At 61.3% G+C, this 22338-nt stretch carries 25 protein-coding genes; 16 read left to right on the top strand and 9 right to left on the bottom strand.

Annotated elements, in window-relative coordinates; translation table 11 throughout:
• The first annotated feature begins 280 nt into the window (after positions 1-280).
• The 3 genes from ACA051_RS26325 (at position 281) to pgnE (ending at position 4411) form a co-directional block, all read left to right on the top strand.
• Positions 281-2398: a mechanosensitive ion channel family protein gene (locus ACA051_RS26325; protein WP_497372494.1), complete on the top strand. Its 2118-nt coding sequence runs from the start codon at positions 281-283 to the stop codon at positions 2396-2398.
• 206 nt (positions 2399-2604) lie between these two features.
• A complete protein-coding gene (locus ACA051_RS26320; RefSeq protein WP_497372492.1) occupies positions 2605-3489 on the top strand; it encodes a sugar nucleotide-binding protein in 885 nt (294 codons plus the stop codon).
• Positions 3482-4411 (top strand): UDP-N-acetylglucosamine epimerase PgnE, encoded by a 930-nt coding sequence (gene pgnE / locus ACA051_RS26315; protein WP_497305811.1) that lies wholly within the window; start codon positions 3482-3484, stop codon positions 4409-4411. Before ACA051_RS26320 ends, pgnE begins: the two co-directional genes overlap by 8 nt.
• A 75-nt stretch (positions 4412-4486) precedes the next feature.
• On the opposite strand, the gene ACA051_RS26310 is transcribed toward pgnE, so the two are convergent.
• From ACA051_RS26310 to ACA051_RS26290, 5 genes are all read right to left on the bottom strand, one after another.
• A complete protein-coding gene (locus ACA051_RS26310) occupies positions 4487-5185 on the bottom strand; it encodes an OmpW/AlkL family protein (protein ID WP_497305809.1) in 699 nt (232 codons plus the stop codon).
• Between the two features lie 224 nt (positions 5186-5409).
• The gene (locus ACA051_RS26305; protein ID WP_497305807.1) at positions 5410-5922 is read right to left on the bottom strand and encodes a DUF3299 domain-containing protein; all 513 of its coding nucleotides are present in this window, start codon (positions 5920-5922) and stop codon (positions 5410-5412) included.
• A gap of 11 nt (positions 5923-5933) precedes the next feature.
• Positions 5934-7199: an ABC transporter permease gene (locus tag ACA051_RS26300; RefSeq protein ID WP_497305805.1), complete on the bottom strand. Its 1266-nt coding sequence runs from the start codon at positions 7197-7199 to the stop codon at positions 5934-5936.
• 1 nt (position 7200) lies between these two features.
• Positions 7201-7911 carry an ABC transporter ATP-binding protein gene (locus tag ACA051_RS26295; protein WP_497305803.1) on the bottom strand — a complete coding sequence of 237 codons (711 nt, stop codon included), beginning with the start codon at positions 7909-7911 and terminating at the stop codon, positions 7201-7203.
• Positions 7912-8046: 135 nt separating this feature from the next.
• Entirely contained in the window at positions 8047-8625 is a 579-nt protein-coding gene (locus tag ACA051_RS26290) for a DUF2796 domain-containing protein (RefSeq protein WP_497305801.1), read from the bottom strand.
• Positions 8626-8759: 134 nt separating this feature from the next.
• Here ACA051_RS26290 and ACA051_RS26285 point away from each other — a divergent pair, with 134 nt between their 5' ends.
• Positions 8760-9110 (top strand): hypothetical protein, encoded by a 351-nt coding sequence (locus tag ACA051_RS26285; RefSeq protein WP_497305799.1) that lies wholly within the window; start codon positions 8760-8762, stop codon positions 9108-9110.
• Positions 9111-9182: 72 nt separating this feature from the next.
• On the opposite strand, the gene trxA is transcribed toward ACA051_RS26285, so the two are convergent.
• The 3 genes from trxA to ACA051_RS26270 all read right to left on the bottom strand — a co-directional run bounded on the left by trxA (position 9183) and on the right by ACA051_RS26270 (position 11363).
• Positions 9183-10055, bottom strand: coding sequence for a thioredoxin (gene trxA / locus ACA051_RS26280; RefSeq protein WP_497372490.1), 873 nt, complete (start codon positions 10053-10055; stop codon positions 9183-9185).
• A gap of 190 nt (positions 10056-10245) precedes the next feature.
• Positions 10246-10902 (bottom strand): class I SAM-dependent methyltransferase, encoded by a 657-nt coding sequence (locus ACA051_RS26275; RefSeq protein WP_497372489.1) that lies wholly within the window; start codon positions 10900-10902, stop codon positions 10246-10248.
• Entirely contained in the window at positions 10899-11363 is a 465-nt protein-coding gene (locus ACA051_RS26270; protein ID WP_497310670.1) for a YbaY family lipoprotein, read from the bottom strand. The genes ACA051_RS26275 and ACA051_RS26270 overlap by 4 nt, the downstream gene beginning before the upstream one ends.
• Before the next feature lie 128 nt (positions 11364-11491).
• Between ACA051_RS26270 and nrdR the strand changes: the two genes are divergently transcribed.
• The 12 genes from nrdR (at position 11492) to ACA051_RS26210 (ending at position 20293) form a co-directional block, all read left to right on the top strand.
• Positions 11492-11956, top strand: coding sequence for a transcriptional regulator NrdR (nrdR, locus tag ACA051_RS26265; protein WP_497305793.1), 465 nt, complete (start codon positions 11492-11494; stop codon positions 11954-11956).
• Entirely contained in the window at positions 11953-13086 is a 1134-nt protein-coding gene (gene ribD, locus ACA051_RS26260; protein ID WP_497372488.1) for a bifunctional diaminohydroxyphosphoribosylaminopyrimidine deaminase/5-amino-6-(5-phosphoribosylamino)uracil reductase RibD, read from the top strand. Before nrdR ends, ribD begins: the two co-directional genes overlap by 4 nt.
• A 46-nt stretch (positions 13087-13132) precedes the next feature.
• Positions 13133-13795, top strand: coding sequence for a riboflavin synthase (locus tag ACA051_RS26255; protein WP_497305789.1), 663 nt, complete (start codon positions 13133-13135; stop codon positions 13793-13795).
• A 30-nt stretch (positions 13796-13825) separates the two neighbouring features.
• Positions 13826-14917: a bifunctional 3,4-dihydroxy-2-butanone-4-phosphate synthase/GTP cyclohydrolase II gene (gene ribBA, locus ACA051_RS26250; RefSeq protein ID WP_461977106.1), complete on the top strand. Its 1092-nt coding sequence runs from the start codon at positions 13826-13828 to the stop codon at positions 14915-14917.
• A 91-nt stretch (positions 14918-15008) separates the two neighbouring features.
• On the top strand, positions 15009-15485 hold the full coding sequence (ribH, locus tag ACA051_RS26245; RefSeq protein ID WP_003185938.1) for a 6,7-dimethyl-8-ribityllumazine synthase: 477 nt from the start codon (positions 15009-15011) through the stop codon (positions 15483-15485).
• Positions 15482-15982, top strand: a complete 501-nt coding sequence (nusB, locus tag ACA051_RS26240; RefSeq protein WP_007944234.1) for a transcription antitermination factor NusB — start codon at positions 15482-15484, stop codon at positions 15980-15982. Before ribH ends, nusB begins: the two co-directional genes overlap by 4 nt.
• An 18-nt stretch (positions 15983-16000) precedes the next feature.
• A complete protein-coding gene (gene thiL / locus ACA051_RS26235) occupies positions 16001-16966 on the top strand; it encodes a thiamine-phosphate kinase (RefSeq protein ID WP_497372487.1) in 966 nt (321 codons plus the stop codon).
• Positions 16963-17466, top strand: a complete 504-nt coding sequence (locus tag ACA051_RS26230) for a phosphatidylglycerophosphatase A family protein (RefSeq protein WP_008033735.1) — start codon at positions 16963-16965, stop codon at positions 17464-17466. Before thiL ends, ACA051_RS26230 begins: the two co-directional genes overlap by 4 nt.
• Before the next feature lie 22 nt (positions 17467-17488).
• On the top strand, positions 17489-18226 hold the full coding sequence (locus ACA051_RS26225) for a substrate-binding periplasmic protein (RefSeq protein WP_497305785.1): 738 nt from the start codon (positions 17489-17491) through the stop codon (positions 18224-18226).
• A 233-nt stretch (positions 18227-18459) separates the two neighbouring features.
• Positions 18460-19077 (top strand): GTP cyclohydrolase II, encoded by a 618-nt coding sequence (gene ribA / locus ACA051_RS26220; RefSeq protein ID WP_497305783.1) that lies wholly within the window; start codon positions 18460-18462, stop codon positions 19075-19077.
• On the top strand, positions 19074-19493 hold the full coding sequence (locus ACA051_RS26215) for an MFS transporter (RefSeq protein ID WP_497305782.1): 420 nt from the start codon (positions 19074-19076) through the stop codon (positions 19491-19493). Before ribA ends, ACA051_RS26215 begins: the two co-directional genes overlap by 4 nt.
• A complete protein-coding gene (locus ACA051_RS26210; RefSeq protein WP_497305780.1) occupies positions 19493-20293 on the top strand; it encodes a cobalamin-binding protein in 801 nt (266 codons plus the stop codon). The genes ACA051_RS26215 and ACA051_RS26210 overlap by 1 nt, the downstream gene beginning before the upstream one ends.
• Positions 20294-20402: 109 nt before the next feature.
• Here the strand turns inward: ACA051_RS26210 and ACA051_RS26205 are convergent, their stop codons facing one another.
• Entirely contained in the window at positions 20403-22286 is a 1884-nt protein-coding gene (locus ACA051_RS26205) for a TonB-dependent receptor domain-containing protein (protein ID WP_497372486.1), read from the bottom strand.
• Positions 22287-22338: the final 52 nt, after the last annotated feature.

Raw genomic sequence — 22338 nt, 5'->3', positions numbered from 1 at the left:
CATTTGATATTTGCGCTGAGGTCAAATATCTCGCAGGGAAATGAAACCCGTGGCGAGGGAGCTTGCTCCCGCTCGGCTGCGCAGCAGTCGCAAAGCTATACCGCACGCTGTATCTGAAGAGCCAGGTTTGCAGGTTTTTTTGGGGGCGCTTCGCACCCCAGCGGGAGCCAGCTCCCTCGCCACAGGGGGATGTGCTGACGGTTATCTCGCGGGCAAAACCGAACTTGCCCGCCATTTCCCGATCAGTTCCTTACAGACCCTTCCCAAGGAGCTTCCCGTTTTGCTCAAGTTCAAGGCCGCGATACTGCTGGGGGCGTTGCTGTTTCTTGGCAGCAACGAGTTGGAAGCCGTCACGCTGCCAGGTGTTCCCGCGGCTGCCGAGGAGCCTGCCAAGCCTGAACCGCTGGTGCAGGGTGGTCTGCTCGGGGCCATCAGCTCCAGCATCGACGACGTTCAGGACAAGCTCGACCTCAACGAAAACCTGGTCGACGCCTGGCGCCTGCGGGCCGATCGGGCGGCGAATGAGGTGGACAAACTGGTCAATCGACCCTCGAGCCGTTCAGGCTGGAGCGTGATTGGCGACTTCCTGATGTTGTCCGGCGTCTGGCTCGGCAGCTTTGCCTTGCTCACCGTGCTTGGCGGGATCCTCGCCAAACGCTTGAACCAGGGCCGCTTTCTGCGAAGCCGTCAGCGTAGCCAGGATTTACTCAACTATGTGTTGCCTTACACGCTACCGGCCCTGATCTGTCTGCCGTTGACCCTCTATGTCAGCCATTTCCTGCCTGCCTCGGTGGGCCGTGCGCTGGCGCTGTGTTTCGCCTACGCCACCAGCAGCGGCATTTTCTCGACCTCGATGCTGCTCTGCGTCATCGTCATGTTCAACACCGGCCACAAGCGCACCGCGGTGCAGATCATCCGCGACTACTGCCCCCGGCCGCTGTTCCTGATCGGCTTCCTCGCCGCGCTCAGCGATGCGTTGACCAGCCCGCAGATCGCCCGGCAACTGGGCGGCAACATCACCAGCAGCGCTGCTGTGCTCACCGGCTTTTTCGTCTCGATCATCTTCGGCTTATTGGTGATTCGACTGAGGCGCCCAGTGGCGCATCTGATCCGTAACCGCCCCCTGGCCCAGCGCCTCAAACAGCCGTCGCTGCAAGAATCCCTGCGGATCTTTTCCGGGCTCTGGTACTGGCCGATCCTGCTGATGGTGATGGTCTCGGCGATCAACCTGCTCGGCGTCGGCGATGACAATCAGAAAGCCCTGCGCTGTGCGTTGTTCACCACCATCCTGCTGATCGCCACGGTGTTTCTCAGCACGATTTTCCAGCACATGTTCAAGTCACGCCAAGTCGCAGCGATCCAGCACAGCAGCGCCTACAAAGAGCGTTTTCTCAGTCTGCTGCATGCGTTGCTGCGAATCATCATGGCCGTTGCCTTCATCGAAATCCTTGGGCGGATATGGGGCGTGTCGCTGTTCGAATTTGCCGAGCAAAACTCGGTAGGGCGGGCGATCAGTGAGTCGTTGAGCAGCATGGGGCTGATCTTTCTGGTGACCTGGTTGCTGTGGGTGGTGCTGGATACAGCGATCCAGGAAGCGCTGAAACCACCGGTCAACAAACGCACGACGCAGCCGAGTACGCGGGTCAAGACGATCCTGCCGCTGCTGCGCAATGCGATCAAAATCATCCTGGTGGTGATCTGTGCGATTACCACCATGGCCAATCTGGGGATCAACGTCGCGCCGTTACTGGCCGGTGCCGGGGTGGTCGGCCTGGCCATCGGTTTCGGTTCGCAGCAATTGGTGCAGGACGTGATCACCGGGTTGTTCATCATCATCGAAGACACGCTGTCGATCGGCGACTGGGTGGTGCTCGACTCCGGCCATGCCGGTACGGTCGAGGGCCTGACCATCCGCACCTTGCGCCTGCGTGACGGCAAAGGCTTTGTGCACTCGGTGCCGTTCGGCCAGATCAAAGCGGTGACCAACCAATCACGGCAATTCGCTTATGCGTTTTTCTCGGTGCAGTTCACCTACGACACCGATGTCGACAAAGCGATTGAGTTGATTCGCGAGGCGGGGGATTCGATCCGTGAGGACGCATTTCTCAAGTACAACCTGCAAGGGCCGCTGGATGTGTTTGGCGTCGACAAAATGGACCTCAACGGCGTGGTGCTGACGGCGCAGTTCCGCACGGTGTCAGGTGGACAATATGCGGTGAGCCGGGCGTTTAACCAGCGGTTGAAGAAGCTTGTGGATAACAGCCCGTGGGTGCATTTCGCGCAGACTTATCCACAGCAGGTTTTGATGCCGAAACATGCGATGAGCGGACCGGAAGACGAGGGCCCGGCGCCGGAGAATTCGCCGGTGTTGCTGCCGGAGCAGCCGCGTACTCAATGATTTTGTGTTGTTGCTCATGGCCTCATCGCGGGCTTGCCCGCTAAGGGGCCGAAACAGGCACTACAAATCCCGTAGATCTACACTTTACGGATGACGGTTGCGCACTAAACCCGCAAAATGCAACGATTCCGGCAACTATCAACGACATCGCCCATGGGCGCTGTCGATAAAGCCATCGTTCCAATCAGACTGGGCCTGCTGACTCTATGCGAATGCGCCTTATGTTACTGGGCGGCGGAAATGCCCTTGGGCAGGCGCTGATTCGCCTCGGTGCGGAGGAAGACATCGGTTTCCTCGCCCCCCGCCCACCGCAAGACGGCTGGGATGCCGCGAGCCTGACGCAACTGCTCGACGACACCCGCCCGGACGCGCTGATCAATCTCGCCTACTACTTCGACTGGTTTCAGGCGGAGACAGTGAGTGAACAGCGTCTGGCCGGGCAGGAACGGGCGGTCGAGCGTCTGGCCGAACTGTGCCAGCACCACAACATCGTGCTGCTGCAACCTTCGAGCTATCGAGTATTCGACGGTTCCCGGGCGACCGCCTACAGCGAAAAAGACGAACCGGTGCCGTTGGGCTTGCGCGGTCAGGCCTTGTGGCGGATCGAACAAAGCGTGCGCGCCACCTGCCCGCAACATGTGCTGCTGCGATTCGGCTGGCTGCTCGATGACAGCCCCGACGGCACCCTCGGGCGGTTCCTCGCTCGCGCCGAACAGCCGGAGGAATTGCTGATGGCCGACGACCGCCGGGGCAACCCGACACCGGTCGACGACGCGGCGCGGGTGATCATTTCGGTGCTCAAGCAACTCGATTGCTCGGCGCCGCTGTGGGGCACCTACCATTACGCCGGGCATGAGGCGACCACGCCGCTGGCGCTGGGTCAGGCGATCCTGACCGAAGCCCGCAGCCTGCACCCGCTGGCCATCGAAGCGCCGACCGCCCAGGCTCACGCCGCGCGCCCGGACGCCGCCGAAGAGCCGCAACACGCGGTGCTGGCCTGCAAGAAAATTCTGCACACTTTCGGGATCAAGCCCCGCGCCTGGCGCGCGGCACTCCCGGGCTTACTGGATAGGTTTTATCGCCATGGCTGACGGCCCTGTTTTAATCACCGGCGGCGCCGGTTTCATCGGCTCGCACCTGACCGATGCCTTGCTCACCAAGGGGCATTCGGTGCGCATTCTCGATGACCTGTCCACTGGCAAACGCAGTAACCTGCCGCTGGACAATCCCAGGGTCGAACTGATGGTGGGCGACGTCGCCGATGCTGCGCTGGTGGCCCAGGCCATGGTCGGTTGCAGCGCCGTGGCGCATCTGGCGGCGGTGGCCTCGGTGCAGGCCTCGGTGGACGATCCGGTGAAGACCCACCGGAGCAATTTCATCGGTTCGCTGAATGTCTGCGAAGCCATGCGTCAGGCCGGTGTCAAGCGCGTGCTGTACGCCTCCAGCGCCGCGGTCTACGGCAACAATGGCGAAGGTGAGTCGATCGATGAAGAGACGCCCAAGGCGCCGCTGACGCCGTATGCGTCGGACAAGTTGGCCAGCGAGTATTACTTCGATTTCTACCGTCGCCAGCATGCCCTGGAGCCGGTGATTTTCCGCTTCTTCAACATTTTCGGCCCGCGCCAGGATCCGTCCTCACCGTATTCCGGCGTGATCAGTATTTTCAGCGAGCGCGCGCAGAAGGGCCTGCCGATCACCGTGTTTGGCGATGGCGAGCAGACACGCGATTTCGTCTACGTCGAGGACTTGGTGGGCTTGCTGGTGCAAGCCATCGAGCAACCTCAGGTCGACGTCGGCGCGGTCAATGTCGGCTGGAATCAGGCGACTTCCCTCAAGCAAATGCTTGGAGCACTGGAGGTGGTGGTCGGTCAATTGCCCCCGGTGAGTTATGGCCCGGCACGCTCCGGTGACATCCGCCACTCGCGTGCGAACAATCGGCGGTTGTTGGAGCGCTTTACTTTTCCGGAGCAGACACCGATGAGTGTCGGGCTTGCGCGGTTGTTGGAACGCTGAGATTTTCGCAGTCATGAAAAAGGCGCCTTTCGAGGCGCCTTTTTTCGTTCTCCTACACCCTTACGGCTGCGGTTCTTAGAACTTGTAACCCAGGCCAACCATGTAGATGAACGGATCAACATCCACATCGACCTTGGCTCGAGTGCCTGGAGCCACCGCGTTGTTTTCCACGGTCGCCGTGGTGTCGATGTCGATGTAGCGCACTTGGGCGTTGATCATCACGTTATCGGTCAGCATGTAGTCAGCCCCGACCTGAAACGCCATGCCCCAAGAGCTTTCCGCCTTGAAATTACTGAAGCCGTTGGCCTGCGCTTCGCTGCCGACGTGCTCGTCGTAGATCCAGGTGTAGTTGATGCCGGCGCCGACATACGGCTGGAACGCGGACTTCCCGTCCAGCGGGTAGTACACAACGCTCAAGGTTGGCGGCAGGTGTTTCAGGGTGCCGAGTTTGCCGTTGGCTGCGCCCAGGGCGGTGCCTTTGATCTTCACGTCATGCTCGAAGGGCGAGGCGGCCAGCAGCTCGATCCCCCAGTGGCTGTCGATCATGTAGGCGAAGTTCAGACCCAGCTGCGTGTCGCTGCTCATGGTGGCCTTTCCACCCAGGTCTGCGCCGGCCAGCGGGCCTTGATCGACCTTGACGCTGGAGCTGTCGGCTTTCGGGTTGACGGTGATTGCACCGGCACGAACGATGATGTCGCCGGCTTCGTGGGCGTAGGCGAGCGGGGCTGCGAGCGCGAGGGCGAACAGCGAAGCGCTGAGCAAGGACTTGTGCATGGGTGCTCCAAAGGACGTTAAAAGTATTCGATGTCCAATGGTACGGAGGCGTCTGATACGGTCTTTTGATTCAGCTCAATGAAACAGTGATGGGCCTGATTTTTGCGCAGCCTTTGAGGGCCTCTTCGCGGGCAAGCCTCGCTCCTACCAGGGGCTACGCATGACCTGCAGGAGCGAGGCTTGCCCGCGAAGAGGCCCTCACTGTCAAAACAAAACTGCCGGATTCACTCCGGCAGCTCATACGCATAAATCTTCTCCGCCTCCATCTGATAACCCGCATCCGCCAGCTCACTGGTCGACGCTTTGACCTGCAACGCCCCCTCGATCCAGTACGGCTGATACAGCTCATCCAGTTTCACGCCCACTTCGCTTTTCACATGCACGATCTGGTTCGACGGCGGTGGCGGCACATGGATGCAGGCGCCGAAATACGGCACCAACAAAAACTCCGTGGTGCGACCTTCTTCACTTACTTCCAGCGGCACGATGTAGCCCGGCAAGCGAATGTTCTGCCCGTCGAGGTTTTTCACCACGGGCGCGTTGGGCATGTCTTGTTTAGCGGCGGGCGCCGACTCAAGGGCGCTGCTCATCTGCGACAGGTCGTGCAGCGGTGTCATGTTCGGCACTTCCGGTGCAGCGTCCGGCGGGATCATTTCCGACCAGGTCAGCTCTTTCGGCTCGGCCGCCCACAGCGGCAGGGCGACAAGCATCAACAGCGCAAGCAGAGCGCGGGGCATCATTAACGTCCTCATAGTCGGATCGACAGGCCATCGGCCAGGGATTGGCGATACGCGCGCCAGGCCGGCACGCTGCCCATCAGCAATGCGGCGATCAGGATGCCACCGAGCAGCGTCCATTCATATTCACTGGGCCAGGCGAGCGGCAGATACAAGCCGTAATTGGCTTGCACATACCCTTGGGCCAGGGCGATGCCCACATACAAAAGACCCAGCCCGGCAATCACGCCGGACAGCGCCAAGGCAAACGCCTCCAGCACCAGCAATGTCGCGATGTGCCACGGCCGGGCGCCGACCGAGCGCAGAATCGCCATCTCGCGGCGTCGTTCGTTGAGGCTGGTGAGAATCGCCGTGAGCATGCCGATCAACCCGGTCAGCACCACAAACAGCGAGACCACGAACAAAGCTTTTTCCGCCGTGCTCATCAAACTCCACAACTCTTGCAGCGCCACACCGGGCAGGATCGCCAACATCGGCTCGCCACGGAATTCGTTGATCTCGCGCTGCACGGCGAAGGTCGAAATCTTGCTGTTGAGGCCCAGCATGAACGCGGTGATCGCTTGCGGCGTCAGGTCCATGTTGCGTGCCTGATCGGCACTGATCCGGCCCTTGCCCTGGGCCGGCACGCCGTTGTGCCAGTCGACGTGGATCGCTTCCATACCGCCGAGGCTGATGTGCAGCGTGCGGTCCACCGGGGTGCCAGTGCGTTTGAGAATGCCGACCACGGTGAACGGTTTGTCGTCGTGCTTGACCAGGCTGATCACCGCCACGCCGTGGGCCAGCACCAGTTTGTCGCCGAGTTTGTAGTGCAGGGCGTCGGCCACTTCGGCGCCGAGCACGACTTCGAATGGGTCGGTGGTGAAGGCGCGACCGTCGGCCACTTCCAGGTGTTGCTGGTGGCCATATTGGTAGTGCTCGAAGTACGCCTCGGTGGTGCCCATCACGCGGTAACCACGATGGGAATCGCCGAGGGACATCGGGATCGCCCACTTCACTTTCGGGTTGTTGGCGAAGTGTTCGAAGCTGTCCCAGCGGATGTTGTTGGTGGCGTTGCCGATACGGAACACCGAGTACAGCAACAGGTTCACCGAACCGGAACGTGCGCCGACGATCAGGTCGGTGCCGCTGATGGTGCTGGCGAAACTGGCCTTGGCTTCGGTGCGCACCCGTTCCACCGCCAGCAGCAGGCAGACCGAGAGGGCGATGGCGAACGCGGTGAGGATCGCGGTGAAGCGGCGGTTAGCCAGGCTGGCCATGGCTAGACGAAACAAATACATCTCAGACCTCGAACGGGGTGGCGGCGCGATTGAGTTCAGCCAGCGACAGATGGCGATCGAACAGCGGCGCGAGGCTTTGGTCGTGGCTGACAAACAACAGGCTCGAACCGGCCTCACGGCATTCGGCGAACAGCAGGCGAATGAAGTTTTCCCGAGCGTCGTAGTCCAGGGCCGAGGTCGGTTCGTCGGCGATCACCAGTTCCGGCTGACCAATTAACGCGCGTGCGGCAGCGACCCGTTGCTGTTGGCCGATGGACAGCGAATCGGCGCGACGGCTGAGGAGGCTTTCATCCTTCAGGCCCAAGTGAGCCAGCAAAGTGGCGGCGGCCTGGTCGACGCTGCCGTGGCGCTGTTTCGCACGTTGGGCGCGCAACCTGGAGAAGTGGCAGGGCAATTCGACGTTCTCGCGCACCGAGAGGAACGGCAGCAAGTTGAACTGCTGGAAAATGTAGCCGGTGTGATCGACCCGGAAGCGGTCACGCGCACCGGCGCCGAGTTCGGTCAGTTCCTGGCCCAGCAAGCGAATGCTGCCGCGATCGGGCTTTTGTACACCACCGAGCAGGCCGAGCAGGGTGGTCTTGCCACTGCCGCTGGGGCCTTTGAGGAACAGGGTTTCACCGGGTTCCAAACGAAACGCCGGGATGTCCAGCAACGGCGGATGGCCGGGCCAGCTGAAGCCCAGGTCGGACAGTTCGATGAGTGCTTGGGTCATGTGAAACCGGTCAGGTTGGTGGTGAACCCTGTAGGAGCGAGGCTTGCCCGCGAAGAGGTCATCACGTTCAACAGAGATGTCGACTGTAACGACGCCTTCGCGTGCAAGCCTCGCTCCTACAGGGGCGGGGCTGGATCAGAACTTGAGGGCGGCAGCCTTGGCCGTCACTTCAACCCCTTGCTGCCCGCTCGGGCTGATCAGTTGTACCTGAAGCTTCTGGGTGGCCGGGAAGGTGTTGAAAATATTTGCCAGGTCCAGGGTTTTCAGCGCGCCTGGGGCTGAGCAGGTGAATTGATAGTGGGCGTGGATTTCGCTGTGGTCGTGGTGATGTTCGTCCTTGGCTTCTTCATCGTGATCAGCGTCTGGCTTGTCACCGAACAGCGGGCTCTCCAGTTCCTGTGTCGCCATTACGCAACCTGCGGCTTTCGGAAGGTTGAACAGTGCCAGTGGTTTCTCAAGCTGCGCACGAGCTGCGGCCACTTTGGCCTTGTCGGCGTCAGTGGTGGCAGCGTGTTCGAAACCCACGAGGTTCATCGCCGGGCTTTCCAGCTCCAGCTCCAGGGTCTGACCGTCCAGCGCAGCATTCAGGCGACCGACGCCATGTTCGTGGGCGCTGAGGCTGCCGTGTTCATGGTCGTGGCTATGTTGATCAGCAGCATGGGCGACGGCCAGCGGCAACAGGGCAAACGGCAGAGCGAGCAGCAGACGGCGCATGGCGGGTCTCCGAAAGTAAAATGAAGAGTCTGTTATGTAATCTTATAACGAAAGTGCGGGGAGTTTGACCGCCTGCTTGGCGTTGCGCAAGTCACATGGGAGCATGCACGTCAGAAATGTGCAGGAGCAGACATATGTTGCGAATTCGCGGAAGCATCGGCAACTGGCCGGTGGATTTGACGGTGGAGATGGATGACGGCGACTGGGTGCGCCTGGGCGCACAGCTGCAGGTGGTCCAGCCTGAGGCCGGCGTCGCGCCGGCTAAACCGGTGAATCAGGATGATGCGCTGTGGCAGGTTGCCAAAGACCTGTTGCGCAAGGCCGGGCAATTGAGCGGGCCGGATCTGCTGGAGCAGTTGGAAGGACTGACCGGCAGCGCGTCGTCGGGAAAACGTCTGCTGGTGCGCTTGCGCCATTGCGCCGATGTGAAGGTGGTGAGCGGCGGGGATACGCCGCTCTACAGCTGGATCGAACCAGATTTGTAGGAGCAGAGCTGGCTCGCGAAGGCGATCTCAAGGACGCCTTCGCCGGCAAGCCGTGCTCCTACAAGGTTGCGGTCAATACAGCGCGGCGAACAGTTTGCGGCGGTAGGTGGTCACCAACGGGTGATCGTTGCCCAGCAGTTCGAACACCTGCAGCAAGGTCTTGTGCGGCAAGCCTTCGCTGTAGCTGCGATTGCGGATGAACAGTTTCAGCAGCGCATCCAGCGCGGCGTCGTATTGCTGGCGAGCCAGTTGCTGGATCGCCAGTTGATACACCGCTTCATCGTCCTGCGGATTTTTCGCCAGGCGCGCTTTCAGGTCTGCGGCATCCGGTAAATCCTTGGCCTGGCCAAGAAACTGGATCTGCGCCTTGGCGCCAGCCAGCGCTGCTTTGTGCTCATCGCTTTTCACTGCGTCGAGCACGGTTTGCGCTTCGCCCAGTTCGCCCCGTTCGGTGAGGCAGCGGGCGTAGAGGATCAGCGCCTTGGCATTGGTGTTGTCTTCGCCCAGCAGCACTTTGAGGGTGGCTTCGGCGTCGGCAAAGCGGTTGTCATCAAACAGTGCCTGAGCCTGTTCGAACGGGTCGGCAGCAGCCGGTGGCGGCATTTGCACGTGAGGCTCAAGCAGCGCCCGTACGGCGGATTCCGGCTGTGCACCGGCAAAACCGTCCACCGGCTGACCGTCCTTGAACAACACCACGGTCGGCAGGCTGCGAATGCCGAAACGCGAAACAATGTCCGGCTCGACGTCGCAGTTGACCTTGGCCAGCAGCAACTCGCCCTGGTAGCTCTCGGCGATGGTTTGTAGCATCGGCATCAGCGCTTTGCACGGCGCACACCATTCGGCCCAGAAATCCACCAGCACCGGTTTGTGGAAAGAGTTCTCGATCACCGACTGGTCGAAATCGGCAGTCGTGGCGTCGAAGATGTACGGCGTTTCCTGACTCATGGGGGATCTCGTAAAAGCGTGAATGGGGCAACTATAAGGCTTGATGGGGGGCGGCCGGAAGCGGGGAGGCGGTTGATAGGTGTGTTGCCTGACCGGACGCCTTCGCGGGCAAGTCGGATCGCCGCACCGCTCGCTCCTACAGGTCCGGCGTCGTTCTTCAAATCGGCGCGGACCTGTAGGAGCGAAGCTACTAGGAGCGCCGCGCGTGGTACAGGCTCACATGCCGAAACTCTTCAGGCTCGGCCAGATCCGGCAAGGTCATCGCCTCCAGCATTTCGATGCGTTGATACAGCGGATGACGAAAATCTCTCACCCGCGAGTCGGCCACCAACGCCTCCTTGCCACGGCTCAAGAACTCATCGAGCAACGGCAGGTTCGCCCGGTCGTAGAGCACGTCGGCCACCAGAATCAGATCAAACCGATCTACCTCGGCGAAAAAGTCTGTCGAGTATTCAAGGTGTACGCCATTGAGTTCAGCATTCGCCCGACACGCGGCAATCGCCAGCGGGTCGAGGTCACAGGCCACCACTTCCAACGCCCCGGCCTTGACGGCCGCGATCCCTGCCACCCCGGAACCGGCGCCAAAATCCAGCACCCGTTTGCCTTTGACCCACTCAGGGAATGCGGCGAGATAGCGGGCGACCGCCAGGCCGCTGGCCCAGCAGAAACTCCAGTAGGGCGGTTCATGCAGAATCCGTCGGGTTTCTTCCGGGCTGAAGGCGCGGTCCATATTGTCGCCGTCGATCAGCCAGAGTCTCAGCTCGGTATCGGGCAATGTGACCGGCACAAGCTGCGCATCGCCGAGCAGTTCACTTAATGCCTGTTGCAGGTCGAGCGGTGCAATCATGGCGCTTTGACGAATTGCAGCTGACCCAATACCTGGGTCGTCGGCTGGGTAATGACCTGCGAAGGCAGGTGCAAAATCAACTGACCCGACTGGCTGGCGCGACCGCGCAATTCAACGCGAACGCCGGCCGGGAACGATTCCGGGTTGAAGCGCAGGTGAAACGGCAGAACCTGATTGGTGCCGATCAGGCTGGAACTGGCGAGCAATTGCTGTGGGCGGTCCTTTTCATCAATCACTAGCAACGCCAGTTCGACTTCAGCGCCGGCCGGCACGCCTTGCAGGGTGCCGCTCAATTCGCGCTGATAAGCAGGCAGCGGGCCGAGGTTGGCGGACTCCTTGGCTTTCTTCTGTGCCGCTTGCGGGGCGGGCCCTGGCGCTGGCGGCTGGGGCTTGGGCGCATCGCTGCTGCAGGCCACCAGCAGGCTGAAAACACTGAGCAATACGAGCGGTCTTAGGTGCATTTGCGGCTCCAGCAAGGTGAAATCCATGGATCAAGCTCTATAGCCAGTCTGTATACCGCAAACCCTATGTCTTGTCTTGCCGCGGGGATGCGCTACCATGGCCCTCCCTTTTTTTGTTGCCTGCCACCATGCACTGTCCCTTCTGCGGTGCCAACGACACCAAGGTCATCGACTCGCGTCTGGTCGCCGAGGGCGAACAGGTGCGCCGCCGGCGTGAATGCCTGGCCTGCGGCGAGCGTTTCACAACGTTCGAGACGGCCGAACTGGTGTTGCCGCGCCTGATCAAAACCGACGGTAGCCGTCAGCCCTTCGACGAAGAAAAACTTCGCGCCGGCATGCAGCGTGCGCTGGAGAAGCGCCCGGTGAGTGTCGAGCGCCTCGAATCGTCGCTGGTGCACATCAAGCACAAACTGCGCGCCACCGGCGAGCGCGAGGTCAAGTCCCTCGTGGTCGGTGAACTGGTGATGGCCGAGCTGCAAAAGCTCGATGAAGTCGCCTACATTCGTTTCGCCTCCGTGTATCGGCGCTTCCAGGACCTCAATGAGTTCCGCGAAGAGATCGATCGCCTGGCCCGTGAGCCGATGAAAGAATGACCACCTCCCCAGAACAAGTCATCCTCGACGCCCATTACATGGCCCGCGCGCTGGAACTGGCCCGCAAGGGGCACTACACGACTCACCCCAACCCGCGAGTTGGCTGCGTGATCGTGCGTGACGGGCAGATTGTCGGCGAAGGCTGGCATGTGCGTACCGGCGAACCCCACGCTGAAGTCCACGCCCTGCGTGCCGCAGGTGACAAGGCCCGAGGCGCCACCGCGTACGTGACCCTCGAACCGTGCAGCCACCACGGCCACACGCCGCCTTGCGCCGATGCGCTGGTGAATGCCGGCCTCGCACGGGTCGTCGCGGCGATGCAGGACCCGAATCCGTCGGTGGCCGGTCGCGGCATGCAACGCCTGGCCCAGGCCGGCATCGCCATCGAAAGTGGCGTGCTGGAGGGCGAGGCGCGCAAGCTCAATCAAGGCTTCCTCAAGCGCATGGAGCACGGCTTGCCGTTCGTGCGGGTCAAGCTGGCCATGAGCCTGGACGGTCGCACGGCGATGGAAAGCGGCGAGAGCCAATGGATCACCGGCCCCGCCGCACGTTCGGCGGTACAGCGCCTGCGCGCCCAGGCCAGTGTGGTGCTGACCGGCGCCGACACGGTGCTGGCGGACAACGCCCGATTGACCGTGCGTGCCGATGAACTGGGACTGGACGCTGAGCAAACGGCCCTGGCCATGAGCCGTCCGCCGCTGCGCGTATTGATCGACGGCCGTTTGCGGGTGCCGCTGGATGCACCGTTCTTCAAGGCCGGCCCGGCGTTGGTCGCCACGTGCATGGCGATCGAAGAGCAATATGCCCATGGCCCGGAGTGCTTGATCGTGGCGGGCGAGGATGGTTTGGTCGACCTGCGCAAACTGCTGGTCGAACTGGCCAATCGCGGGGTCAACGAGGTGCTGGTCGAAGCGGGGCCGCGTCTGGCCGGGGCTTTCGCTCAGCAAGGGCTGGTGGACGAATTCCAGATTTTCATCGCCGGCAAGTTCCTCGGCTCCTCGGCACGGCCGCTGCTGGACTGGCCGCTGGCGCAAATGAAGGACGCGCCTGAGCTCAAAATCACCGAAATTCGCGCGGTTGGCGATGACTGGCGAGTCATCGCCATTCCTGCGCCAGCGGCGAGCGTATAATTCCCAGCCTGCGCCACGCGACGGCTCTGTTCTCGAGGAGGACTCCATGTTTACCGGCATCATCGAATCCATCGGCAGTATTCGTGCATTGACCCCAAAAGGCGGAGATGTACGGGTGCACGTAGAAACCGGCAAGCTCGACCTGAGCGACGTCAAACTGGGCGACAGCATTGCAGTCAACGGCGTGTGCCTGACCGCGGTTGAATTGCCGGGCAACGGCTTTGCGGCGGACGTCAGTCGCGAAACCCTCGACTGCACCGCCATGAATGATCTGAAAAGCGGCAGCCCGGTGAACCTGGAAAAAGCCCTGACCCCGACCACTCGCCTCGGCGGGCACTTGGTCAGCGGTCACGTCGATGGTGTGGGCGAGGTGGTTGCCCGTACCGAGAATGCTCGCGCCGTGGAATTTCGCATCCGCGCGCCGAAAGAACTGGCCAAGTACATCGCCCATAAAGGCTCGATCACTGTCGACGGCACCAGCCTGACCGTGAACGCGGTCGATGGCGCCGAGTTCATGCTGACGATTATTCCCCACACCCTGAGCGAAACCATCATGGCGTCGTACCAGCCAGGTCGCCGGGTGAATCTAGAAGTCGACTTGCTGGCACGTTATCTGGAGCGCCTGTTGCTGGGCGACAAGGCCGCAGAGCCGACATCCGGGAACATCACTGAAAGCTTTCTGGCCGAGAACGGCTACCTCAATTCCTGAAACTCAATTTTGAAAGAAGGGGGGTGCCTTGTGGCGCTCAATAGCATCGAAGAACTGGTTGAAGACATCCGCCAAGGCAAGATGGTCATCCTCATGGATGACGAAGACCGCGAGAACGAAGGCGACCTGATCATGGCCGCCGAGTGCTGCAAGGCCGAACACATCAACTTCATGGCCAAGCACGCCCGTGGCCTGATCTGCATGCCGATGAGCCGCGAGCGCTGCGAGCTGCTCAAGCTGCCCTTGATGGCACCGCGCAACGGTTCCGGCTTCGGCACCAAGTTCACCGTGTCCATCGAAGCGGCTGAAGGCGTGACCACCGGTATCTCCGCTGCCGACCGCGCGCGCACCGTGCAAGCGGCTGCGGCGAAAGACGCGAAGGCGGAAGACATCGTCAGCCCCGGCCACATTTTCCCGCTGATGGCCCAGGCCGGCGGCACCCTGGCACGCGCTGGCCACACCGAAGCGGCGTGCGACCTGGCGCGCATGGCCGGTTTCGAGCCAAGCGGCGTGATCTGCGAAGTGATGAACGACGACGGCACCATGTCCCGTCGCACCGAACTCGAAGCTTTCGCGGCCGAACACAACATCAAGATCGGCACCATTGCCGACCTGATTCACTACCGAATGATCCACGAACGTACCGTTCAGCGGATTGCTGAGCAGCCTTTGGACAGCGAACTGGGCCAGTTCAACCTGGTGACCTATCGTGATTCCGTGGAAGGCGATGTGCACATGGCCCTGACCCTGGGCACCGTGTGCGCGGAAGAACCGACCCTGGTTCGTGTGCACAACATGGACCCGCTGCGCGACTTGTTGATGGTCAAGCAACCGGGCCGCTGGAGCCTGCGCGCTGCCATGGCTGCGGTGGCCGAGGCGGGCAGCGGCGTGGTGCTGCTGCTCGGTCACCCGCTCGATGGCGACGTATTGCTGGCGCACATCCGTGAAACCGCGGATCAGACCGTCGTGAAAAAACCGACCACCTACAGCATCGTGGGTGCCGGTTCGCAGATCCTTCGGGACCTGGGCGTGCGCAAAATGCGCTTGATGTCTGCGCCAATGAAATTTAATGCGATATCCGGTTTCGATCTGGAAGTTGTAGAATACGTGCCCTCCGAATAATGACCGGTTGTTTCCAGTCCTTGATTCGCGGCTAACACATCACCGAGGGATGCGTAGAAAACGCGTCCCGGCTCTTTAAGAGATCTAACGAATGACCCTGAAGACCATCGAAGGTACCTTCATCGCCCCTAAAGGCCGCTACGCTTTGGTAGTGGGCCGTTTCAACAGCTTCGTCGTTGAAAGTCTGGTCAGCGGTGCAGTTGATGCCCTGGTTCGCCACGGCGTGAGCGAAAGCGACATCACCATCATCCGCGCGCCTGGCGCCTTCGAAATCCCGCTGGTTGCGCAGAAAGTCGCTCAGAAGGGCGAATACGCGGCAATCATCGCCCTGGGCGCGGTCATTCGTGGCGGTACTCCGCACTTCGAATACGTGGCGGGCGAATGCACCAAGGGCCTGGCCCAGGTGTCCATGGAGTTCGGCGTTCCGGTCGCTTTCGGCGTCCTGACCGTTGATTCCATCGAGCAAGCCATCGAACGTTCCGGCACCAAGGCCGGTAACAAAGGTGCCGAAGCTGCCCTGTCCGCTCTGGAAATGGTCAGCCTGCTGGCGCAGTTGGAGGCCAAGTGATTAGCGACGAAAGTGATCGTTTCAACCCGCGCGATCCAAAGCCTGCGGATGCCGGTAAGCCATCGAAAAGCGTCAAGCGTCGCGAAGCCCGTCAGCTCGCGACTCAGGCGCTGTACCAATGGCACATGGCCAAGCAGTCGCTGAACGAGATCGAAGCGCAGTTTCGGGTCGATAACGATTTCAGCGATGTCGATGCCGCTTACTTCCACGACATCCTGCACGGCGTTCCGGCGCACCGCACCGAAATCGATACTGCTCTGGCGCCATGCCTGGACATCACGATCGAAGAGCTGGACCCGGTTGAACTGGCCGTTCTGCGCCTGTCGACCTGGGAGCTGATCAAGCGCGTCGATGTGCCGTACCGCGTTGTGATCAACGAAGGTATCGAACTGGCGAAAGTCTTCGGTTCCACCGACGGCCACAAATTCGTCAACGGTGTACTCGACAAGCTGGCCCCGCGTCTGCGTGAAGCTGAAGTGAAGGCGTTCAAGCGCTGATCGGCGTTTGAATCTGCGATGGGTGAGTTTGAGCTGATCCGCAATTTCTTCGCCGCCGCGCCCTGTGCGCAAGGCGGCGAGGGCGTTTCCCTCGGGATCGGCGATGACTGCGCCTTGCTGGCTGTTCCTCCCGGGGAGCAGTTGGCCATTTCCACCGACACGCTGGTTGCCGGCGTGCATTTCGCAGAGCCTTGCGACCCTTTTCTGCTCGGTCAGCGCTCGCTGGCTGTGGCCGTCAGCGATCTGGCTGCCATGGGCGCCACTCCCGTTGCCTTTACCCTTGCTCTGACTTTGCCGACGGTGACCGCCGATTGGCTGGACGCCTACGCCCGTGGTTTGAACCTCATGGCGCAGAGCTGTGGCGTGGCGTTGGTGGGCGGCGATACCACGCGCGGGCCGCTGAGCCTGACCATGACCGTGTTCGGGCGTGTGCCCACCGGGCAGGCGTTGATTCGCAGCGGCGCGCAACCGGGCGACTTGCTGTGTGTCGGTGGCGAGTTGGGCAATGCCGCCGGCGCCTTGCCGCTGGTGCTCGGTCAACGAGCTGCGGATGAAGCTGTCGCCGATCCGTTGCTGCGTCATTACTGGTCGCCGCAACCGCAACTGGCCCTCGGTCAGGCATTGCGCGGCAAAGCCTCTTCGGCACTCGATATTTCTGACGGTTTGCTCGCCGATTGCGGGCACCTGGCGCTCGCATCGAAGGTCGGTATTCAGGTAGAGCGGAGTAAGCTGCCCCTGTCCCAGGCGTTGGTGACCTTTCTCGGTCAGTCTGGCGCTGAAGACGCTGCGTTGAGCGGTGGCGACGACTACGTGCTGGCTTTCACCTTGCCGCCCGTCGAATTGCCTCAGCTGCTGGCGGACGGCTGGCCGATCCATGTGGTCGGGCGGGTCGTGACCGGGCAGGGCGTGGTACTGCTGAACGCCGATGGACAGGACATCACCCCGCAAACCCGGGGCTATCAACATTTTCGGGAGACACCGTGACAGATCATCCCAAACAGGTCCCGGCGGAATTCGTACCGCCTTCGGTCTGGCGCAATCCCTGGCACTTCCTGGCGTTCGGCTTCGGCTCGGGCACCTTGCCAAAAGCACCGGGCACCTGGGGTTCGTTGGTTGCGCTACCCTTTATCCCGTTGTGGCAGATGCTGCCCGATTGGGGTTACTGGCTGATGCTCGGCATCACCATGCTGTTCGGCTTCTGGCTGTGCGGCAAGGTCGCCGACGATTTGCGGGTACACGACCACGAAGGCATCGTCTGGGACGAAATGGTCGGGATGTGGATCACCCTGTGGCTGGTGCCGGAAGGCTGGTACTGGTTGTTGGCGGGGTTCTTGGTGTTCCGCTTCTTCGACATTCTCAAGCCCTGGCCGATTCACTGGATCGACCGGCATGTGCACGGTGGCGTCGGAATCATGCTCGATGACGTATTGGCAGGCGTGTTTGCGTGGTTGGCGATGCAAGGGCTGGTGTGGATTTTCGCCTGACGGGCGAGACAGGGGATTAGGGATGGCTCGGCACTCGTTGGCTGTGATGATGTTCGCCACGTTTTGCTCGTTCGCCCAGGCGGGCGATGCCGCGATGACGCCGTCCGTGATCCACCTGGCCAGCGAAGACTGGGAAGACTACACCGCCGCTGACGGTCATGGCCTGGGCTGGGACTTGCTGCGCGAAGTGTTCGAGCCGGCCGGCGTCAAACTGGACATCCGCACCGAGCCTTACACGCGCTCCGTGGGCCTGGCCCAGCGCCGCGAAGTGGACGCCTGTGTCGGCTCTTACCGCGACGAGAACAGCGATGTGCTGTATCCGCGCTGGAATTTCGATACCGATCACATTTATGCCTTGGGTCTGGCGAGCAATCCGGCACCGACCCCGGAGACGCTTGGCAACTATCGACTGGCCTGGGTCCGCGGCTACGACTACCAGAACTATCTGCCCAACGTGCAGCGCTATAACGAAGTCATCCGGCGCACCGGGATTTTGTCGATGCTGACCCACAACCGCGTCGACTATTACATCGATGCGCTGACCGAAGTCGACTATATCCTCAAGTGGGCCAAGGACCCCGCGCAGTTTCGTCGCACTCACATCGCCGAATTGCCGCTGTACCTGTGCTTCTCCGATACGCCCAAGGCTCGCACCTTAATGGCGCTGTTCGATGAGCGCATGGCGTTGCTGGTGAAAAGCGGCCGGTTGAAACCGATCTTCGAACGCTGGAAACAACCGTATCCATTCAACTCAAACTGAACACGGTTAATGTGGGAGCGGGCTTGCTCGCGAAAACGGTAGTTCAGTCAACATTTCAGTCAACTGACAGTCCGCATTCGCGAGCAAGCCCGCTCCCACAGGGGTTGATGCTGGGCCTGAGATCTAACTTTTTGATCGTTATGCCCCATAATTCAGCCTAAGCGTCTGTAGGAACCTGCTGTTACAATGCCGCCTCTGCGAATCTCCAGTACTTATTGATCAGGAGCACACAGGTGCCTGTCGTTTTTGTCGCCGCTTCCAAGCTGCCAACGCCTTTTGCGCAATTCACCATGCACGGCTTTCTCGATGAAGAGAACGGGCGCGAGCACGTGGTGCTGAGCCTGGGTGAGTTCGATGACGGTGCCCCGGTACTCGGCCGGTTGCACTCCGAATGCCTGACTGGCGATGCCTTGTTCAGCCAGCGTTGCGACTGCGGCTCGCAACTTGAGGCCGCCTTGCAGGCCATCGCCCGTGAAGGCCGTGGCGTGTTGCTTTACCTGCGTCAGGAAGGCCGTGGCATTGGCCTGCTGAACAAAATCCGCGCTTATGAATTGCAGGATGGCGGTGCCGACACCGTTGAAGCCAACGAGCGTCTGGGCTTCGCCGCCGACCAGCGTGACTACGCCATGTGCCTGCCGATGCTGCAGCACTTGGGCGTGAAATCCCTGCGCCTGATGACCAACAATCCGCGCAAGGTCAAAGCCCTGACCGACATGGGCATTGTGGTCGCCGAGCGCGTGCCGCTGCACACCGGGCATAACCCACACAACAAACTCTACCTGGCCACCAAGGCCAGCAAGCTCGACCACATGATGGGCAACGAGCATCAGGGCGAGGCAGACCGGGCGTGACGCGTGGTCAAGTGCGGCGACGATTGTCCTTCAGCTGGTGGCAATACCTGGCCCTGGCCTTGCTGCCGCTGTTCGTGATCAATGGTGTGTTCGGCCAGGGCGAAGCTATCCTGCCGGTGCTGGCGATGCCGTTGTTCATCGCCGGTGTCGCCTCGATGTTTGTCAGCCTAAAGTTTTTTGGTGGCTATAAACACGCGCTGATCGCCACCCAAAAAGCCCTCGACACCCCTGAAGAACCTGCCGCCTGGATCACCCTGGCCGCCAAGCGCCGCATGGCATTCCTGGCTGCCGGCCTGCCGGCCTGGATCGGCGCACTGGCGGTGTTCGTCGGCCTTGAAGCGGTGCCGTTGGTGCTGCTGGCGCTGTCGACCACGGTGCTGTTCTACCTCTACCGTATCCCGCGTCAACTCGGCTGATGTTTCGCTTCTGGCTGGCGCTGATGCTGCTGGCCGGCAGCGGCATGGCCTCCGCTGTTGAGCGCGTTGTCAGTCTCGCGCCGTCTCTGTCTGAAATCGTTGTCGAACTGGGCTCCGCGGACCTTCTGGTCGGCGTGCTGGATGCAGGCAATCGTCCCGCTGAGCTCAAAGACCTTCCTTCCGTTGGCCGCTATGGCCAGTTGGACATGGAACAACTGCTTAGCCTGAAACCCGATTTGCTGTTGCTCTGGCCCGGCAGCGTTGGCCCGGCCCAGCGCGAGCAGCTCAAGCGCCTGAACATCCCCACGTATGTCGCCGAACCTCACAACCTCAACCAACTGACCGCGCAGATTGAAGCGATTGCCATCCAGCTCGGTCGCCCTGAGCGTGGCGTTTCCTTGGCCGCGCAATTACGCCAGCGCCTGGAGGTGCTGCGCCAGCGTTATCGCCGGGCTGAACCGTTGCGGGTGTTTTATCAGGTGTGGGATCGGCCGCTGTACACCGTTGGCGGCGGGCAGATCATCAGTGATGCACTTGAGGTGTGCGGGGCGCGCAATGTGTTCGCCGACCTGACATTGCCGGCGCCTCAGGTCAGCGTAGAGGCGGTGTTGCAGCGTAATCCCGAGGTGATTCTGGCCAGTGATCAGGCACAGCTGGAGGCTTGGAAAGCCTGGCCGCAGGTGGCGGCGGTGGCGCAGGGGCGGTTGCTGTTGGTGACGGACAAGGGGCTGGAGCGGCCGAGTGGGCAGATGATCGAGGCGACGGCCAAGTTGTGCCAAGTCATCGCGCCTGTCCGCTGATACGAAGGTGTGCTTCGCGGGCAAGCCTCGCTCCTACAGGTCCGGGGTGATCCTTGTAGGAGCGAGGCTTGCCCGCGAAGAGGCCCGCCAGAACACCTCACTTTTCAGATCAGAGCTCCGGCGTCCAGGTCACCCCAAACATCCAAGCCCGACCTTCCTCGCGATACCCATACTGGCTGCCATCATGGCTGTACAGCGCACGGCTGTAGCCTTTATCCAGCAGGTTATCGACCTTGAGCTCAAGCTTGATCTCACGATTGAGTTCCCAACTGCTGCGCACCCCCAACAAGGCGTATCCACCCAACGGCTGTTGATTGTTCAAGTCGTCATAGCTGCTGCTCACCGCTTGCCAACTGGCACCGAGGCCGAGCCGGTCGAACTGTCGATCCAGATCCAGGCTCAAGGTCCGCCGCGCACGACGGGCCAGGGTGTGGCCGCTGTCGCGATCCCTCGGGTCGATGATCGCCACGCCGAGGTTGCTCTGCCAGCCGAACAGTTCCTGCTTCAGAGCCGCTTCGAACCCGTTGATCCGCGCCGACGCCACGTTCTGTGGCCGTGAGTTGCTGCCAAAAATAATCGCGTCTTCAAGGTCCGTGCGGTATAGCGAAGTTTCGAGGCGACTGTTCTCGGTCAACTGACTGCGCCATTGCAGCTCGTAGCTTTTCGAGGTTTCGGGTTTGAGGTCCGGGTTGCTGAAATCCGGGTAGTACAAGTCATTGAAGGTCGGTGCGCGGAAACCTTCGCTGTAGGTCAGCAATACGTCGTTGTCCGGGTTCAGCGGCAGGGTGAAGGTGCCGCTCCAGCTGTTCTGACCGCCAAACTGCTGGTTCTGGTCCCGGCGCAAACCCAGTTCCGTGGAGAAGCTGTCAGCCTGGTAGCGATGCTGGATAAACGCCGCGCGGTTCCAGCGGCTGTCCTCGTCGAACGGGGTGCTGCTGTTGATCCGGTCTTCATACCAGTCGCCGCCGAGAATCAGACTGTTGCGCTCATTGAGCGTCAAGTCGTTCTGCCAGTTCACCGAGTCACGGTACGTATTGAACACGCTGCGCTCATCGCTGAGTTTGTCGAGGGTCTTCTCGCGGTTTTCGCTGTGACCGAATTCGACGCGGGTTTTCCAGAGGTCGTTGACCCGGGCATCGACATAACTGCTGATGCTGCTCACGGCAAAGTCGCTGTAAGGCTGCTGCTGGAGCGATTCGAAGGTCGTCGTGTCGAAGCGCCCGAACGGATTGTCGAACTCGCTTTTGCCGCGGTTATCCAGCAGGTTGGCGCCGATTTCGATGTCGTCGGTGAGGGCATGGCTCAGGCTCAGACTTACCGATTTGTTGCGGTATTCGTCATGATCGCCGTCGCTGGGATAGGACTCATGGGTGCGGTTGATCCCGGCGGTTTCATCGAGGCTGGCACCGAGGTTGAAGCGGGTCTTCCCATCGCCTCCGGATAATCCGAGGCTGCGCTCCCAGGCCTGATTACTGCCAAACCCCATGTGCAAGCGTGGCTGCAGGCCTGGTTCGCCACTGCGACGAGTGAAAATCTGAATAACGCCGCCAATTGCATCACTGCCATAAATCACCGAGCGGGAGCCGCGCAGCACTTCCACGCGCTCGACCTGCTCGATGTTGATGTGTTGCAGGTTGCTGTCGCCGGAGGTCGAGTTGCCGATGCGTTGGCCGTCCACCAGCACTAGGCTCTGCGCCGACTGGGTCCCGCGAATGTAAATCCCCGGCAGACTGCCGCGCCCGCCGGTTTGCACGACCTGCACGCCGGGTACCCGACTCAGCAAGTCCGTGACGCTGCCCGGTTGCAGGCGGTCGATGTCGTCGCGGGTGAACACGGTGTTGGCGGCGCTGCTGTCGTTGCGCGCTTCGACCTGACGGTTGGCGCTGATCAGCATTTCGGGCAGTTTCAGGGCTTGATCGCGTTCGAAGGTGTCGGCCAGGAGCTGGCTGGCCGGCAGCAGGGTCAGCGTCAGGGCGAGGGGGGAGAGTTTCATCGGTAATCCGTTGGGCGCTATTAAGCGAACACAAATTTTGAAAGGTACAGAA

The sequence above is a fragment of the Pseudomonas sp. LBUM1669 genome (assembly GCF_059695705.1).
The sequence above is the reverse complement of the archived record's forward strand: the minus strand, read 5'-3'. Positions and strand labels throughout refer to the sequence as shown.